Here is a 14,353-nt window from a genome sequence, read left to right as displayed (position 1 = left end):
TTTGAGTTTAAGAGAGTTTACTAATAAAAATCGACACGGTAGTAATTAAGTTCATCATCATATGAATAGATACCGAATACCAAAATCCTTTATTATGCATGAAATAACAGGTTAACAAACTAAGAGTAAATAACGTTAAAAATGCACTTAGGCTAAAATGCATTAATGCAAAAATTAAACTTGTTATTATAGCAGAAATTATTGGATGAATAAACTTATTTAAGAATTTCTCAAAGAAAAGGTATCTAAAAACAAATTCTTCTAAAATAGGAGCAAAAATAACTGTAGATGGAACTGAAATCAAAAATTTAAGGAGTGTATAATCTGATAATATTTGTACTACGTCTTGTTGTTTAGCAGTTACTCCAATCAATTTTAAAATTATATCCCAAATTAAAGCAGCTATAATTGAAATAGCAAAACTGAAAAGTGCATATTTAAAAGCTAAGATGAAATTAGTATTTCCAATACTAAAATTATACTTAAAATAATCTTTATCACGTTCATTTTTCATATACATAATAACTAATACAACTGCAAAAAAAGGCAATGTATTAGCATGCATTGGAGGAATTAATAGTACTACTAATGTATAGATGATAATCATAACAATGGACTTAAAAGAAAAAATAGAGAACTTTTTATAATCAACTCCTAACTTATAAATGAAAAAAATAAATGGAAGAAAATACACTAATAGTATTATAAAAATATCAATAATTAATGGTAATAACAATAAAAACACCCCTTATGTAAATATTAATTGTGCTAAACTTTATGGACTAATATAAAATATTGATTTGTTTTTAATTCTAGGATTCCAAGTTGACTTTTAAAATTATTTATTCCAAAACTTGGATACCTAAAATAGTGAGACATGCTCCGAATTACTTAAAATTCAACACTACATTTTGCATAAGAATATTTTAAAGTTATTGAATAAATTCAAATGCGAGCTTGTTTCCCTATCAATATAATAAAATTAAATTAAAAATAAATCTATAATATATTGTAGCATTAATATATTAACCTTAGAACAGATTTTATGATTCAATTTTTTCTAATTAAAATATTTATTATAAAAAATAGTAATATTATGTAACAAAATATGGCCTATGTAAATAGTATATTATTAGAAAACAGAAGAATTAATTGAGAAACAAAAGAATGTAAAATTAACGAAATAAATATAAATTAGTGTCAAAAAAGGAAAAAAATCATAAGATGTAGTGTACAAAAGAAATAAAAAATATATCTAAAATAAAAGGAGGACAATATTTTATGGATATGAATGCTTTATTAAACTTAATTTCCAGTTTAAACAATGGAGAAAACACAGAAAATAATGCAGAAGGATATAGCTCAAATTGTGAATGTGATAAAGGTGGATCTAATCACAACCATAACTGTGGTGGAAATAATAACGACGGATGTGGATGTGGAAACAGAAGAGGAAATAGTATTTGGATATGGGTATTCTTATTAATAATATTCTGGTGCTTCTGTGGATGTGGCGGAAATGGATTCGGATGTGGTGGAGCTCAACCAATGCCTCAACCAATGCCTCAACCAATGCCAAATCCATGCTGTAACCCATGTTGCGATCCATGTGCATGTTGTGAACCATGCTGTGACCCATGTTGCTGCTGCAATAATAAAAAATCTAAAAAATCTAAAAAAGAATATGTTTGTTGCTATATTCCACAACAAATACTTCCACAACAACAAGTTTCTAATTGTGGATACGGATTTGGTGGCGGAAATGGATGCTTCGGCGGTATGTGGTTCTGGTGGATAATAATAATATTCTTCCTATTTTGTGGATGTGGATTTGGTGGAAGAAGATTCTGCTAAAATATAAAAATAATTTAAAGTGATTATGTAAAATTTAACAAGGAGGGATAAATATGTTTGGATGTGGAAATAATTTTGGAAATTCTAATAGCTGTTGCAATCCATGCATTATATTATTGATAATAGCCATATTTAATTATCAGGGATTGTTAAATACTAGAAACTGTAAAGACAACTCATCAAGAAATGCATTAGTATTATTATTCTTGTTCTGGTTGTGTTCAGGTTGTTGTGGCAATAACTATAATAACACTATGAATAATAATGTTAGACCATATATGCCATATATGCCATACAGACCAGCTACACAAACTATGTCATGTATTCCAGTTTGTTGTGTAGAAAGACAAAAACCTAAATGCAAACCTTGTTGTTGTTGCTGTAGATAATTTAGCATCTGTAAATTCAGAGTAAAAGGGGTAGATACTATGAGATGCAATAATGGCATGGGATTATTTTTACTATTATTAGTAATAGTAATATTAAACCAAGGAAATCTATTAAATACCAATTGTAGAGATGGAAGGTCAACAATGACCATAATTTTATTAGTGTGGCTATGGATGTGCTTTTGCAGACGTTCAAGTAATAATGTAGCATATAGCCCATACAGAACAATTTGCTGTTGTTAATATTTTACAACTAAAGATAAAATATAAATTGCGTTAAAGCCATGGCCCAAGGTGGGGGGTTTTGCAGAAAGATAAGATTTTTAGCAGTCCATGTGAATACATGGATTGCTTTTTAAAGTAATAACACAATTACAAATTATTACAAAAAAATACATAAAACTTAGCCTAATATTAAATTTTAAATAGATAGTGTAGAATTTCATTATAAATTTGATTTGAAGTGTTTGAGAAGTAAAGAGGTGATTGTATGGGTAAACATAAAAAAAGAAGAGGAGAAGAAAAATATTCAACAAATTATAATAGTTATGAAGGTCCTATAAATCAACAGATGCACATGGGAATGAATCCTAACATGGGAATGAACCCAAATATGGGAATGAACTCGAATATGGGAATGAACCCAAATATGGGAATGAACCCAAATATGGGAATGAACCCAAATATGGGTATGGATCCAAATATGGGTATGGATCCCAATATAGCACAGGCAAATAATGAACAGATAAGCGGTTCAAATCCTCAGATGAATCAATGGAATAATGTAAATAGTCAAGGGTATAATATGAATTCTCAAGGAAATTCCCAACAATTTATGCCACCTAATCCATTTTCAAATTTCTTTGGAGGTGGACTAAATCAAGGAATGATGTCCATTTTGTCTGCTTTAACGGGAATGGGAGGTGGAGGATCACAACCACAAGGAGACTTTTTATCTAATTTAATATCTACATTTATTGGTGGAGGAGGAAATCAAGGAGGATCAAACTTTAATAATAATGATAATTCCAATCAGCCTAATATTCAAAATATGATGCCACCAGGATTTAATTTCAATGAGATTGTTAAAATGGTTAATAGTTTTATGAATCAAAATGAACCACAGAACAATCAAAACAAACAAAAAAGCTCAAATAACTCAAATAATCAAAGCAATAACAGTTCTATGAGAAAAGAACAAAATAATATGCAATCAGAATTTGAAAGTATGTTTAATAATATATCAGAAAATGATGTAGCAGCATTTCAAGGAATAATATCAAACTTTTTTGGCATGGCTAGAGATACTATAAATGAAAATATGCCAAATATAGAAGAGTTTTTTCAAGATGCCGATATAAGTGAAGTATTAAATACTTTGAATAATAATGATATGCAAGATGTTGATTTGGATGGATTAGATTTAGAGTTGAATAATTTAAGTTTAAACTCTCTCAATGAAAATTTAAATAGCAATGGTGAAATTATAGATGTAGAAGATGTAGTAGAAGTAGATGAAAAAGAGAAAAATTCAAAAATTAAATCACATATATCAAGAAAATTTAGTGAAGATGAACTTTATGATATAATAAAAATACTTATTCAGTTAATAGAACCATATAAGTTAGAATTATTACAAAAATTTTTAAAAGAAAATAAAAAATAAAAGTGAATAAAAATTATGAGGATGGGTAACATATATAATGTAATAGGAGTTAAAATCTCCATTAACTAAAGATATTTATCTTTAGTTACCCCCCATCCCCCTTGGGACCTTGAATGGTCCCAATTTTTTTTTGAAAATTAGCAACTTAAATCTAAAGAAGTAATTTTATAATCAAAAGAATCATCCAATCTTGTTAATATGATATCAAAAGTGAAATTTCTAATTTTGCTAGGGTCATTTGGATTTATTCCCTTGAAATTTAAAGTCCAACTAACATCTTTAGGAAGTCCTTTTTCATCATAAGTTATATCTTTAAAAAAGCAATCTTGAAAGATATAATTTAAATTGTTATTGGCAACTGTATAAATATAAGTTATAGAATTATCGTTTAATGTAGGACTAAAGTAGTTAGGGATTTCTAGAGAATCATAAGGAAAGCTTTGAATCAAGTTTATAAAATCACATATAATACTGTCTCCTATATAATTTTTTTTATATACATAGGGAAATTCTTTTAAAGAATTGTTTGATACAATATAACTATGCAAATCCATATATCCGCTACTAAATTTACCACTTATAATTTTAGGAGTTTTGTTGTTTGAATTATCTATAAGACCCAAAATATTATTTTCCTTTGAAAAAACATTTTCGTAAGAACCATTTTTAAATATGAAAATGGTTTGAAGTGGATTTTCTCCAATTGAAGATTGAGTAAATAGTTCTTTAGTATTGTTTCTAGAAATATCTGCTATAGTAATTCTCATAGGCCAATAACTTTTATGCTCACCTAAAGTAGAAAAGTCTTTTGAAGGGTTTAAGCTTAAACTATTTTCTCCATTTAAATTAATTTGAATCAGATAATTTTTATCATTAGTCTTGATGTATAATGCATCTTTACTACCATTGCCATCTAAGTCCTCATTAATAACTGAGTTGTTTACAGTAGGAGAAAATGTAGGCAACGTAGTGTCATTATTATTTGAAGTTAGTAAGTATATAGAAAACAAGATTGTACATATAATACATAAGTATAGTAGCTTATTTTTAAAAAGTCTTTTAAACCTCATAAAATGTCCTCCTAAATAAAAATAGATTTTACATTCCTATTTATGAATTATATGAGTTTGAAAAAAATATATGCAAAAAAACTGATAGCTTTAAGCTATCAGTTTATTTTGTTTCGTTTTTTTCCTCTAACTGTGCTGAATTTTTACATTCACTACATAAGCCATAAAAGTAAACTTGGTTTAAAAGAACTTCATAATCTGTATAATCCTTTATATCATCATTTAAGTGTACAAAAGATATTCCATTGACATCATCAACTCTAGAGCATTTAATGCACTGTATATGAGGATGTGGACAAACGGATGCATCATATCTGAAATTTCCTTCTCCTACATTTAACTCTTGAACAAGATTTACAGACACTAAAACTTTTAATGCCTTATAAACAGTTGCAAGACTCATAGTAGGATAGTCTTCTTGCAGAGCTTTATAAATAGTTTCTGCAGAAGGATGCTCTGTAGTAGAACATAAATATTTATAAACAGCTATACGTTGAGGTGTAAGTTTTAATTTTTTTTCTTTGAAGATTTGTGTAAAATTTAGCATAACTATCAACCTCGTTTTATGATTAATACTATTATATAATAAAAATTATTAATTATCAATAAATATTGAATAAAAATACTTCAAAATTAAAAGAAAATAATGTAAATTCATTATTTATAAATCTTTTTTTGAGAAATACAATAATAGAAATAAAAAATTGATATTAAATTATATGGGATTCAAAATCATATTTTAATCTATAAATTGTAAACTTTGTATAACTCTAAAATTTAGTACATACTTGTAGGTAAGTTAATTAATAGTATATTTAAAATTAATTTTTAAAATCATTTATTTCAAAACTTGGATACCCCAAATAGTGAGACATGCTCTGAATCGCTTAGAATTCAACACTACATTTTGTATGAAAATATTTTAAAGTTATTGAATAAATTTAAATTGGAGCTTGTTTCCCTATATATGTAGTAAGTATTATTTGAATAATTTTAATATATTATACTTTTAAATTTGTAAAAACAACAAATATAATAATAGCATATATATGTAAGATAAAAAATACTTTTTGTAAACTAAATAATAATTAGAAAAATTATAAAATTAAAAAACTAATAATATTACTGGAATTTTAAAATAAAATTATTAAAATTAACTTATAATATATTCATTTATTAAAAAACTCTCATATATTAATAATATATGAGAGGAGGGGCATATACTGTGAAAAAGACCTATGTATTAGATACTAACGTTATATTATATTCATCTTCAGCTATATTATCTTTTGGAAAAGGTAATGTAGTAATACCGGAGGTAGTTCTTGAGGAATTAGACAACTTTAAAAAGGATAAAAGTGACTTAGGCGAAAACGCGAGACATGCAGGAAGAATGATAGACGTCTTAAGAAAAAAAGGTTCTTTGATAGAAGGGGTTGAATTGCCTAATGGTGGAAAAATAAGAGTGGAGATGAACCATCATGAAACAGAGATACCACCTTCATGGAATAAATCAAAGGCAGATAATAGAATAATACAAGTGTGCAAAGGATTAAAAGAAAGCGGAGAAGAGGTTATATTAATAACTAAAGACATATTTGAAAGAATTAAAGCAGATACGGTGAATATAAAAAGTGAGGATTTTTATGATACAGAGGTGTCAGAAGATAAACAATATACAGGAAGAATTGAACTTTATATACCATCAAGTAAAATAGAAGAATTTTATAAAAATAGAGTTATAACTAAGGATGATTTTTTAGCATATGATGAAGAAAAAGAAGATTATTATAAGCCGGAGTTATATATTAATCAATTTATATTGATGCATGCAATGGAGAATTCAAGGCAGACTGCATTAGGACGATTTGATGGAAAAAATATAGTTCCACTTTATTATAAAGATGTAAAACCAATGGGGTTAAGTCCAAGAAATATAGGACAAAAATTTATGATAGAAGCATTATGTACAGATAGTTCCAAAGCACCATTAGTAATTATAAAGGGGCCAGCAGGAACGGCAAAAACATTATTTTCTTTAGCTGTAGGACTACAAAAAATTTTTGAGGAAAATAAAGGTGAATATAGAAGAATATTAGTCTGTAGACCAAATGTAACAATGGATGAGGAAATAGGTTTTTTACCTGGAACAGAAGAAGAAAAAATAGCTCCATTTATGAGACCTATATTAGATAATTTAGAAATATTAGTTGATTCTGATGAAGTTGAAAGGTACAAAAATGAAAAAGAACTTCAAGATAAAGTAAGAGAAATATTTGATCGTAGAATAATAGTAACAGAAGCAGTAGCTTATCTTAGAGGGAGATCTATAGTGAAAAATTGGGTTATTATAGATGAGGCTCAAAATTTATCACCTAAGCAGATTAAGGCTATAACAACAAGAATTGGTAGTGGTAGTAAATTAATTTTAGTAGGGGATCCAGACCAGATAGATCATCCTTTTATGAACTCTAGATCAAATGGGTTATGTTATGCATCAGAAAGAATGAAAGGTAGTGAACTTTGCTATCAAATAACTTTAAAATTTGATGAATGTGAGAGATCTCCATTAGCATTTGAAGCTGCTAAAAAGTTATAGTATAAAAAGTTCGATTACAAGATTTTTAAATTTTGTAATCGAATTTTAATTGATTTTTTTTTATTTCTACGATATTATATTAGTGTTTTACAATATTATTAAACATTGACTATATAATATTTTAAAAGGAAGATTATAATGGAAAAAAACAAAAACAAAAACAAGAACAAGTCTAAAAAGTCTAGAAAAGTTATAAAAAAGAAGAAAAAATTTAAGCGAGTAATTGGATTTTTAGTTTTTCAATTAATATTTACATGTTCAACAGCACCTTACATAGCGTATTACGGGCCATTTGAAAATGTTAGAAACACATTAGTTACCACAGCAATGACTACATTAAGTCACCAATGGATTGCCACCAAGTTTTTAAGTGAAGAAAAAATAAATGAAATTTTGAAGGAGCAGGCAATTACAACTTTAGCTCAAAATAAAAATGATAGTAGTGTCAAAGTAGAAAATAAAAATGACCAGACTATATTATTAGAAGAGGTTCAAACAAGTAAGTATAAGGGATATTTACTAACAATAAAGGACCCAACTAGAGTTAAAGTAGGATTTAGCTCAAAACTTAGCACAGAAGGAACTACAGAAGGACAATTAACAAGTGAAATAGCAATGAATAATAATGCTATTGCAGCCGTTAATGGTGGTGGTTTTACAGATGAAGCTACAGGGTCACTTTGGACAGGCACTGGAGGAATTCCTACAGGTATAATTATGAGTGGTGGAAAGACACATTTTAATGATATAGAAGATAATGACTTACAAAGAGAAGTTGTAGCTATAACTCAAGAAGGTGTATTACTTGTTGGGAAATATAGTTTTAATGAGCTTTTACAAAAAAATGTAACAGAGGCTGTAAGTTTTGGACCAGCATTAATTGTAGATGGACAAAAGGCAATAAACTCTGGTGACGGAGGATGGGGAATTGCCCCTAGAACTGCTATTGCGCAGAAAAGAGATGGAACAATATTATTGTTAGTAATAGATGGAAGGCAGGCTAATAGTTTAGGAGCCACACTAAAAGATGTACAAGACATACTATATGAATATGGGGCATGGAATGCAAGTAATTTAGATGGTGGATCATCATCAACAATGTTTTACAATGATGAAATTATAAACAGTCCATCAGATTCGTTAGGAGAAAGATCTGTTCCATCCGTTATATATGTAGAAAGATAGGACAAGGAGAAGTATATGAAAGCGATAAAAAAATTAACACTTTGGATAGTCATTTCTTTATTTGTTCAATTTTTGGGCTTTTATTATGTAGATAGTAAGTTTTTAAGCTCTGCTAGTAATGTAACTATAAAAAAAATAGAAGATTTTGATACAGATGAAAAAGAATATGAAGATGTTGATGTGAAAATATCTGATAATGCAAGTAAAATCCAATTTTCTCATAACTGTAAATATCTATCTTACATAGAAAAAAATCATTTATATGTAGAGGAAATAAAGTCAGAAAAAATAAAAAAAGTACAGTTAGAAGATAATTCAGAAATTAGTTATTATAAATGGTTACCGGATAGAGATAGAATGTTAATTGTAGAAAAAAACTCTGGATATAATGGAATAAAACTAATGGTATCCTCTTATGATGTAAAAAAGGATGAGAAAATATTAATTAAAGATTTTAAGGTTTATGATGAAAATATAGAAGTTAGCGATATAGAATTATCGACACTTACAGGACTTACATACATAAAAACTGTGGATAGTGATAATGTTAGTAGTATTTATAGAATTGATAGAATGGGAGAAGGCTCAAAGATTGAGACTGTACCTAAATATATAAGTAACATGTCATTACTAAGAACAGAAGATATTTTATATTATGAAGGTGAAGTATATAACAAAATATATTCATCTCAAGATAATAAGGAAATAAATATAGACGATGTGGACAAATTAACACTTCTAGGTACCGATAATGAAAAAAATATATATGTTGGTAGTTTGAAGAATGATTTGGTTGAAAGTATATATTATAAAACAATAGAAAGTAAACAAAATTTATCTGAAGAGACGGATGTAGAGAAGTTAGAAGATGAAAAAAATGAATTTGTTAATGATTATGAAAATGACTTTACACAAATAAAAATGACAAGCCCATCAAAAAGTGAAAATATATTTATAAATAGTGAAGGAAAAATTTATGTTCATGATAAAACAAGAAAAACTGTGACAAATGAAATAGATAAAAGTATTACAACATATAATGGTGAGTTTTTATCATTTAGAAATGATGGGATAATGGTTAAAAATGGACAAAATATTTCTGTAATAAAATATAAAAAATAATAATATATTTAATATTAGTTTATTTACAATAAGAGTAAGATGGTTAAATCTTACTCTTATTTTTAAATTCAACTGTAAGAACATAGTGAAAAGTACTTTGAATTATAGAATTTTAAAAAGTGCTATACATACATAAATAGGTGGCTAATTTTTTTTAGGTGATTATTGAAATGATTAATTATAATATGATAACATAAGAATAATTAGCTAAATGTTCAATAAAACTTGAAGGAAGGGGATGAAAATATGAAGGATGAATTATTGAGAATTGTACTAATGCTTCCAGCAATATTGGTAGCTATTACATTTCATGAATATGCTCACGCTAAAGTAGCAGTTATGTTAGGTGATGAAACTCCTAAATATCAAGGAAGATTAACTTTAAATCCATTTTCACATATGGATTTTTTAGGTTTTCTTATGATGATAATTATTGGTTTTGGATGGGCAAAACCTGTACAAACAAATCCTAGTGCACTTAAGAATTATTATAAGGATGATTTAAAAATATCAATAGCAGGACCTTTGGCAAACCTACTTTGTTCTATAATTTTTATGTTGCTTTTAGTATTGGTAATTAAATTACCTATAAAAAATGAAGATTTACACTTAATATTAAATACTATAGTATATAGGGTTTCATATTATAATTGTTTATGGATGTTTTTAAATTTAATACCTATACCAGGATTTGATGGGTTCCATATAATAAGGGATTTATTTCCTAAACAATTTTTAAAGATTCCTAATCAATTTTATAGATATCAAAATATAATTTTTATATTATTAATAATACCTATATTTGGAGGTAAATCTATATTTAGTTTTATAGTAGGTTATCCTACAGAAGTAGTTATGGAAGCAATAAGTAAATTAGCGTTCTCTATTTTATAGATAAAAGGATCGATTGCATAAATATTGTTATTGATCCTTTTTTATAAAATAATATAAATGAAAAATGACATTAAGATAAAAAAATAAGGAGAGATAAAATGAAAATAGCAGTAATAGGAAGTGCCAATGCAGATTTAGTAACTAAAACTAACAAATTACCTAAACCAGGAGAAACATTAATAGGAGAGAGTTTTTTTATAGGTGAAGGTGGAAAGGGTTTAAATCAAGCAGTTGCTGCATCACGAATAGGTGGAGATGTAAATTTTTTTGGAGCTATAGGAAAAGATACTCATGGAGAATTTTTATTAGAATCTATGAAAAAGAATAACCTAAAGGTAAAGAATATTAAAATTTGTGAACAAATTAAAACTGGAATAGCTAATATTATGTTATGCGATGGAGAAAATTCAATAGTTATAGTTGCAGGTGCTAATAGTAAGTGTAATATAGAATATATAAAGTCCATTAAAGAAAAAATATTAGAATGTGATATTATAGTACTTCAATTAGAAATACCTTTAGATACAGTAGAATTTATTATAAATCTTGCATATAAAAATAATAAAAAAATAATTTTAAATCCAGCACCAGCAATTAAACTTTCAAAAGAAATTGTAGACAAAGTAAGTTACATAATACCTAATGAGCATGAGTATAAAGTTGTATTAGATACAGAGAATGCTATGGAAAAAGAATTGAAAAAATATCCAAACAAACTTATAATAACTAATGGTGAAAATGGTGTTTGGTATTTTGACGGAAAAGAAGTAGTAAATATACCTGCAAAGAAGGTTAAGGTTATAGACACAACAGGAGCAGGAGATACTTTTGTAGGAACTTTTGCAGGTGCTATAGCTAATAAATTTGCATTAAAAGAAGCTATAGAGTTTGGTGTTAAGTGTTCGGGAATCTCAGTAACTAAATTAGGTGCACAAGGTGGTATGCCTTATTTGAAAGATTTGTAAAAATAAAATAATGGGATAAATTCTAAGGATTGTAACATAAGTTACAAACAATAATTAAGTAAAATGGTATAATAAAAGTAAATTTAATAAAACTAATAATAAGTTAAAAATATATTCTAAAGGAGTACTGTAAGATTATGAGTAGTCATTATGGTAATTTACAAAAAATAAGAGATGGAAAAAGAACATATGCTATTACTCCTCATATACCAGGTGGATTTTTAACTCCAAAAACTTTAATGAAAATTGCTATTGTTGCTGAAAAATATAATGGAGTTTTAAAAATAACATCAGGTCAAAGAATTATGATTACTAATTTGAAAGAAGATGACTTAAGTAGCATTTGGAACGAATTAGAAATGGAGCCAGCAGTTAAAAATCAATATTCAGTAAAAAATGTAGAAATGTGTCCTGCAGGATTTTGTAAAAGATCTAAGCATAATACTATAGGGTTAGGAATGAAAATTAGCAATGCATTTCACGGTGTTGACATGCCTAATAGAACTAAAATTGGAGTAGCAGGATGTAGAAATGCATGTGGTAGTGTGTATTCAAAAGATATTGGGGTGTTAACAGATTATAATGGGAAACTTATAGTTTCAGCAGGTGGATCCTCAGGATATCATCAAAGATTAGCTAATGTAATAAAATCAGAGCTTTCAGAGAATGAAGCTTTCGAATTAGTTAAATCCATATTAGATTATTATAAAGAAGAAGCTGAATTCGGTGAAAAGTTAGGATTTTTTATAGATAAAATAGGTGTTGAGAATTTTCGAAAAGCAGTTATAAATAAGGCAAATTTAGAATATACAAAAGAAAATAATATTATTTAAAATATAAGAACTCAGGATAAGTAGAAAAAAATTCACTACAGTATCCTGAGTCTTTTAGCGCTTTCCTTTTACTACAAGAACTATCACAAGAACTAGTACAGAAACAAGGGCAATTGTTCCTCCCGGTGCACAATTCATAATATAAGAAAGAAATAATCCGGATATTATATCTATAAATCCAAAAATTATAGATAATATCATAGTTTTCTTAAAGCCACTATGATATTGAAGAGCAGTAGCTACAGGTAGTGCAATCATAGAAGAGATTACTAAGATACCCATAACTCTAATGGAAACAGAAATAGTAGCTCCTACTAATAAAGCAAATATATAATTTATTTTAGTAACATTTATATTATTTATTGATGCACCTTCTTCATCAAAAGTTATATAAATAAGTTTATTATAAAGCTTATATAAGGTTATTATAGAAATGATGCTTAATATAAGCATAGTGAATAAGTCTTGTTTAGTTACTGTCAATATGCTTCCAAAAAGAAAAGAATTTATATTTGTGTTAGTTTTTCCACTACTAGATAAGGAAATCCCAATTCCCACACTTAGAGTTAATATTATAACTAAAATTAAATCTGCCTGTTTTTTATAATAATTTCGTAGAATTTCTATTAAGATAGCACAACAACTTGTAAATATAAAAGCACATAGTATAGGGTTAAAACCTGTTACCAGACCAATAGCTACACCAGCAAAAGAGCTATGAGCTAGTGTATCCCCCATCATAGAATAGCGTTTTAACACTAGAAAAACACCTACTAGAGGACAGAGTATAGATATAAATATAGCTGCAATAAATGCATTTTGCATGAATTCGTAATGAAACATTTTAATCCTCCAAAATAATAAAATTTATGTATAAATATTATACATTGTAAAGTTTATGATAAAAAATCAAGATTATCATTAGTTGAATGAAGTAGTGCGTTTCCATCTTTAACATATAAAATATGAGATGAATTTTTAATAGCCAGTTTAATGTTATGTTCTATAGATAAAATTGTTACTGATTCCTCTTTATTTAATTTTGTAATAATAGAGTACAAATCTTTTGTACTTTGTTCGTCTAATGCAGTAGAAGGTTCATCTAAAATTATCAAATCACTTTTACTTATTATTGCTCTTGCAATAAGGATTTTTTGTTGTTGACCTCCAGACAAACTACCAATTAAGCAATCCTTGAAATTATACATATTTACTGATTTTAAAGCATTGATTATGCAATCTTTATCTTTAATTTTAAGGACCTTTCTATGAACATCTAAAACCTCATAAACAGTTATAGGGAAACCAGCATTTAAGTTAGTTATTCTTTGAGGTACATAGGATATATTTTTACTACTTAAAGAAATAGAGCCCTTACTGGGCTTAATTAGATTTAAAATAAGTTTAATTAACGTTGTTTTTCCACTGCCATTTTCACCAATTATAGAAATATAACTACCACTTTTTATATTTAAATTTATATCCTTTAATAAATAATTTTTGTTACAGTTATATGAAAAGGATAATGAATCTATTGAAATCATAAAAAACCTCCAAACATCTTATTAAAAAAGACATAATTACTATAATTATATCCAAAATATGTAATAAAAAACGGAAAAGAAAAAATAAATTGAAAAATAATACTTTGATTGAATAAAAATAAATCTTTTGTACAAAATTTATAATGAATTTTTATTTAGGGTGTGTCTGAAAACTAATTAGTGCAAAAGATTTAAATTTTAGATATAATAATATCAAAAAAACTATGAGGTA

General features: G+C 27.1%; 15 protein-coding genes. 10 read left to right on the top strand and 5 right to left on the bottom strand.

Annotated elements, in window-relative coordinates; genetic code table 11:
- Positions 1-7 precede the first annotated feature (7 nt).
- Complete coding sequence (locus tag AZI32_RS08980) at positions 8-736, bottom strand: type II CAAX endopeptidase family protein (RefSeq protein WP_061995523.1); 729 nt, start codon at positions 734-736, stop codon at positions 8-10.
- A 545-nt stretch (positions 737-1,281) separates the two neighbouring features.
- Between AZI32_RS08980 and AZI32_RS18955 the strand changes: the two genes are divergently transcribed.
- The 4 genes from AZI32_RS18955 to AZI32_RS08965 all read left to right on the top strand — a co-directional run bounded on the left by AZI32_RS18955 (position 1,282) and on the right by AZI32_RS08965 (position 3,909).
- Positions 1,282-1,854, top strand: coding sequence for a hypothetical protein (locus tag AZI32_RS18955; protein ID WP_061995522.1), 573 nt, complete (start codon positions 1,282-1,284; stop codon positions 1,852-1,854).
- Between the two features lie 53 nt (positions 1,855-1,907).
- A complete protein-coding gene (locus tag AZI32_RS08970; protein WP_061995521.1) occupies positions 1,908-2,243 on the top strand; it encodes a hypothetical protein in 336 nt (111 codons plus the stop codon).
- Positions 2,244-2,282: 39 nt separating this feature from the next.
- Positions 2,283-2,486 carry a hypothetical protein gene (locus AZI32_RS18410; protein WP_157450877.1) on the top strand — a complete coding sequence of 68 codons (204 nt, stop codon included), beginning with the start codon at positions 2,283-2,285 and terminating at the stop codon, positions 2,484-2,486.
- Between the two features lie 247 nt (positions 2,487-2,733).
- Entirely contained in the window at positions 2,734-3,909 is a 1,176-nt protein-coding gene (locus AZI32_RS08965) for a hypothetical protein (RefSeq protein WP_061995520.1), read from the top strand.
- A gap of 137 nt (positions 3,910-4,046) precedes the next feature.
- Here AZI32_RS08965 and AZI32_RS08960 read toward each other — a convergent pair whose 3' ends face one another.
- Complete coding sequence (locus AZI32_RS08960) at positions 4,047-4,979, bottom strand: hypothetical protein (protein WP_061995519.1); 933 nt, start codon at positions 4,977-4,979, stop codon at positions 4,047-4,049.
- Positions 4,980-5,082: 103 nt separating this feature from the next.
- The gene (locus AZI32_RS08955) at positions 5,083-5,526 is read right to left on the bottom strand and encodes a Fur family transcriptional regulator (protein WP_061995518.1); all 444 of its coding nucleotides are present in this window, start codon (positions 5,524-5,526) and stop codon (positions 5,083-5,085) included.
- A gap of 678 nt (positions 5,527-6,204) precedes the next feature.
- On the opposite strand from AZI32_RS08955, the gene AZI32_RS08950 reads away from it, so the two are divergent.
- The 6 genes from AZI32_RS08950 (at position 6,205) to AZI32_RS08925 (ending at position 12,577) form a co-directional block, all read left to right on the top strand.
- Positions 6,205-7,578 (top strand): PhoH family protein, encoded by a 1,374-nt coding sequence (locus AZI32_RS08950; protein WP_061995517.1) that lies wholly within the window; start codon positions 6,205-6,207, stop codon positions 7,576-7,578.
- 138 nt (positions 7,579-7,716) lie between these two features.
- On the top strand, positions 7,717-8,763 hold the full coding sequence (locus AZI32_RS08945) for a phosphodiester glycosidase family protein (RefSeq protein WP_061995516.1): 1,047 nt from the start codon (positions 7,717-7,719) through the stop codon (positions 8,761-8,763).
- A gap of 15 nt (positions 8,764-8,778) precedes the next feature.
- Positions 8,779-9,885 carry a hypothetical protein gene (locus AZI32_RS08940; protein WP_061995515.1) on the top strand — a complete coding sequence of 369 codons (1,107 nt, stop codon included), beginning with the start codon at positions 8,779-8,781 and terminating at the stop codon, positions 9,883-9,885.
- Between the two features lie 246 nt (positions 9,886-10,131).
- Complete coding sequence (locus tag AZI32_RS08935) at positions 10,132-10,779, top strand: site-2 protease family protein (protein WP_061995514.1); 648 nt, start codon at positions 10,132-10,134, stop codon at positions 10,777-10,779.
- Positions 10,780-10,877: 98 nt separating this feature from the next.
- A complete protein-coding gene (gene rbsK / locus AZI32_RS08930) occupies positions 10,878-11,744 on the top strand; it encodes a ribokinase (RefSeq protein WP_061995513.1) in 867 nt (288 codons plus the stop codon).
- Between the two features lie 137 nt (positions 11,745-11,881).
- The gene (locus tag AZI32_RS08925; protein ID WP_061995512.1) at positions 11,882-12,577 is read left to right on the top strand and encodes a nitrite reductase; all 696 of its coding nucleotides are present in this window, start codon (positions 11,882-11,884) and stop codon (positions 12,575-12,577) included.
- 54 nt (positions 12,578-12,631) lie between these two features.
- Here AZI32_RS08925 and AZI32_RS08920 read toward each other — a convergent pair whose 3' ends face one another.
- Both AZI32_RS08920 and AZI32_RS08915 read right to left on the bottom strand, forming a co-directional pair.
- Positions 12,632-13,420 (bottom strand): metal ABC transporter permease, encoded by a 789-nt coding sequence (locus AZI32_RS08920; protein ID WP_061995511.1) that lies wholly within the window; start codon positions 13,418-13,420, stop codon positions 12,632-12,634.
- A 53-nt stretch (positions 13,421-13,473) separates the two neighbouring features.
- Positions 13,474-14,121, bottom strand: coding sequence for a metal ABC transporter ATP-binding protein (locus AZI32_RS08915; protein WP_061995510.1), 648 nt, complete (start codon positions 14,119-14,121; stop codon positions 13,474-13,476).
- Between the last annotated feature and the right edge of the window lie 232 nt (positions 14,122-14,353).

Origin of the sequence: Clostridium sp. ATCC 25772 (assembly GCF_001573875.1) — a bacterium.
GTDB classification, from domain to species: domain Bacteria; phylum Bacillota; class Clostridia; order Clostridiales; family Clostridiaceae; genus Clostridium_J; species Clostridium_J senegalense.
Note: the sequence above shows the minus strand (reverse complement) of the source record. Positions and strands in the feature narration are given on the sequence as shown.

Coding starts and splice junctions, on each gene's coding strand:
- AZI32_RS18955 (WP_061995522.1), top strand. CDS start 1,282: ATGGATATGAATGCTTTATTAAACTTAATTTCCAGTTTAAACAATGGA.
- AZI32_RS08970 (WP_061995521.1), top strand. CDS start 1,908: ATGTTTGGATGTGGAAATAATTTTGGAAATTCTAATAGCTGTTGCAAT.
- AZI32_RS18410 (WP_157450877.1), top strand. CDS start 2,283: ATGAGATGCAATAATGGCATGGGATTATTTTTACTATTATTAGTAATA.
- AZI32_RS08965 (WP_061995520.1), top strand. CDS start 2,734: ATGGGTAAACATAAAAAAAGAAGAGGAGAAGAAAAATATTCAACAAAT.
- AZI32_RS08960 (WP_061995519.1), bottom strand. CDS start 4,979: ATGAGGTTTAAAAGACTTTTTAAAAATAAGCTACTATACTTATGTATT.
- AZI32_RS08955 (WP_061995518.1), bottom strand. CDS start 5,526: ATGCTAAATTTTACACAAATCTTCAAAGAAAAAAAATTAAAACTTACA.
- AZI32_RS08945 (WP_061995516.1), top strand. CDS start 7,717: ATGGAAAAAAACAAAAACAAAAACAAGAACAAGTCTAAAAAGTCTAGA.
- AZI32_RS08940 (WP_061995515.1), top strand. CDS start 8,779: ATGAAAGCGATAAAAAAATTAACACTTTGGATAGTCATTTCTTTATTT.
- AZI32_RS08935 (WP_061995514.1), top strand. CDS start 10,132: ATGAAGGATGAATTATTGAGAATTGTACTAATGCTTCCAGCAATATTG.
- rbsK (WP_061995513.1), top strand. CDS start 10,878: ATGAAAATAGCAGTAATAGGAAGTGCCAATGCAGATTTAGTAACTAAA.
- AZI32_RS08925 (WP_061995512.1), top strand. CDS start 11,882: ATGAGTAGTCATTATGGTAATTTACAAAAAATAAGAGATGGAAAAAGA.
- AZI32_RS08920 (WP_061995511.1), bottom strand. CDS start 13,420: ATGTTTCATTACGAATTCATGCAAAATGCATTTATTGCAGCTATATTT.
- AZI32_RS08915 (WP_061995510.1), bottom strand. CDS start 14,121: ATGATTTCAATAGATTCATTATCCTTTTCATATAACTGTAACAAAAAT.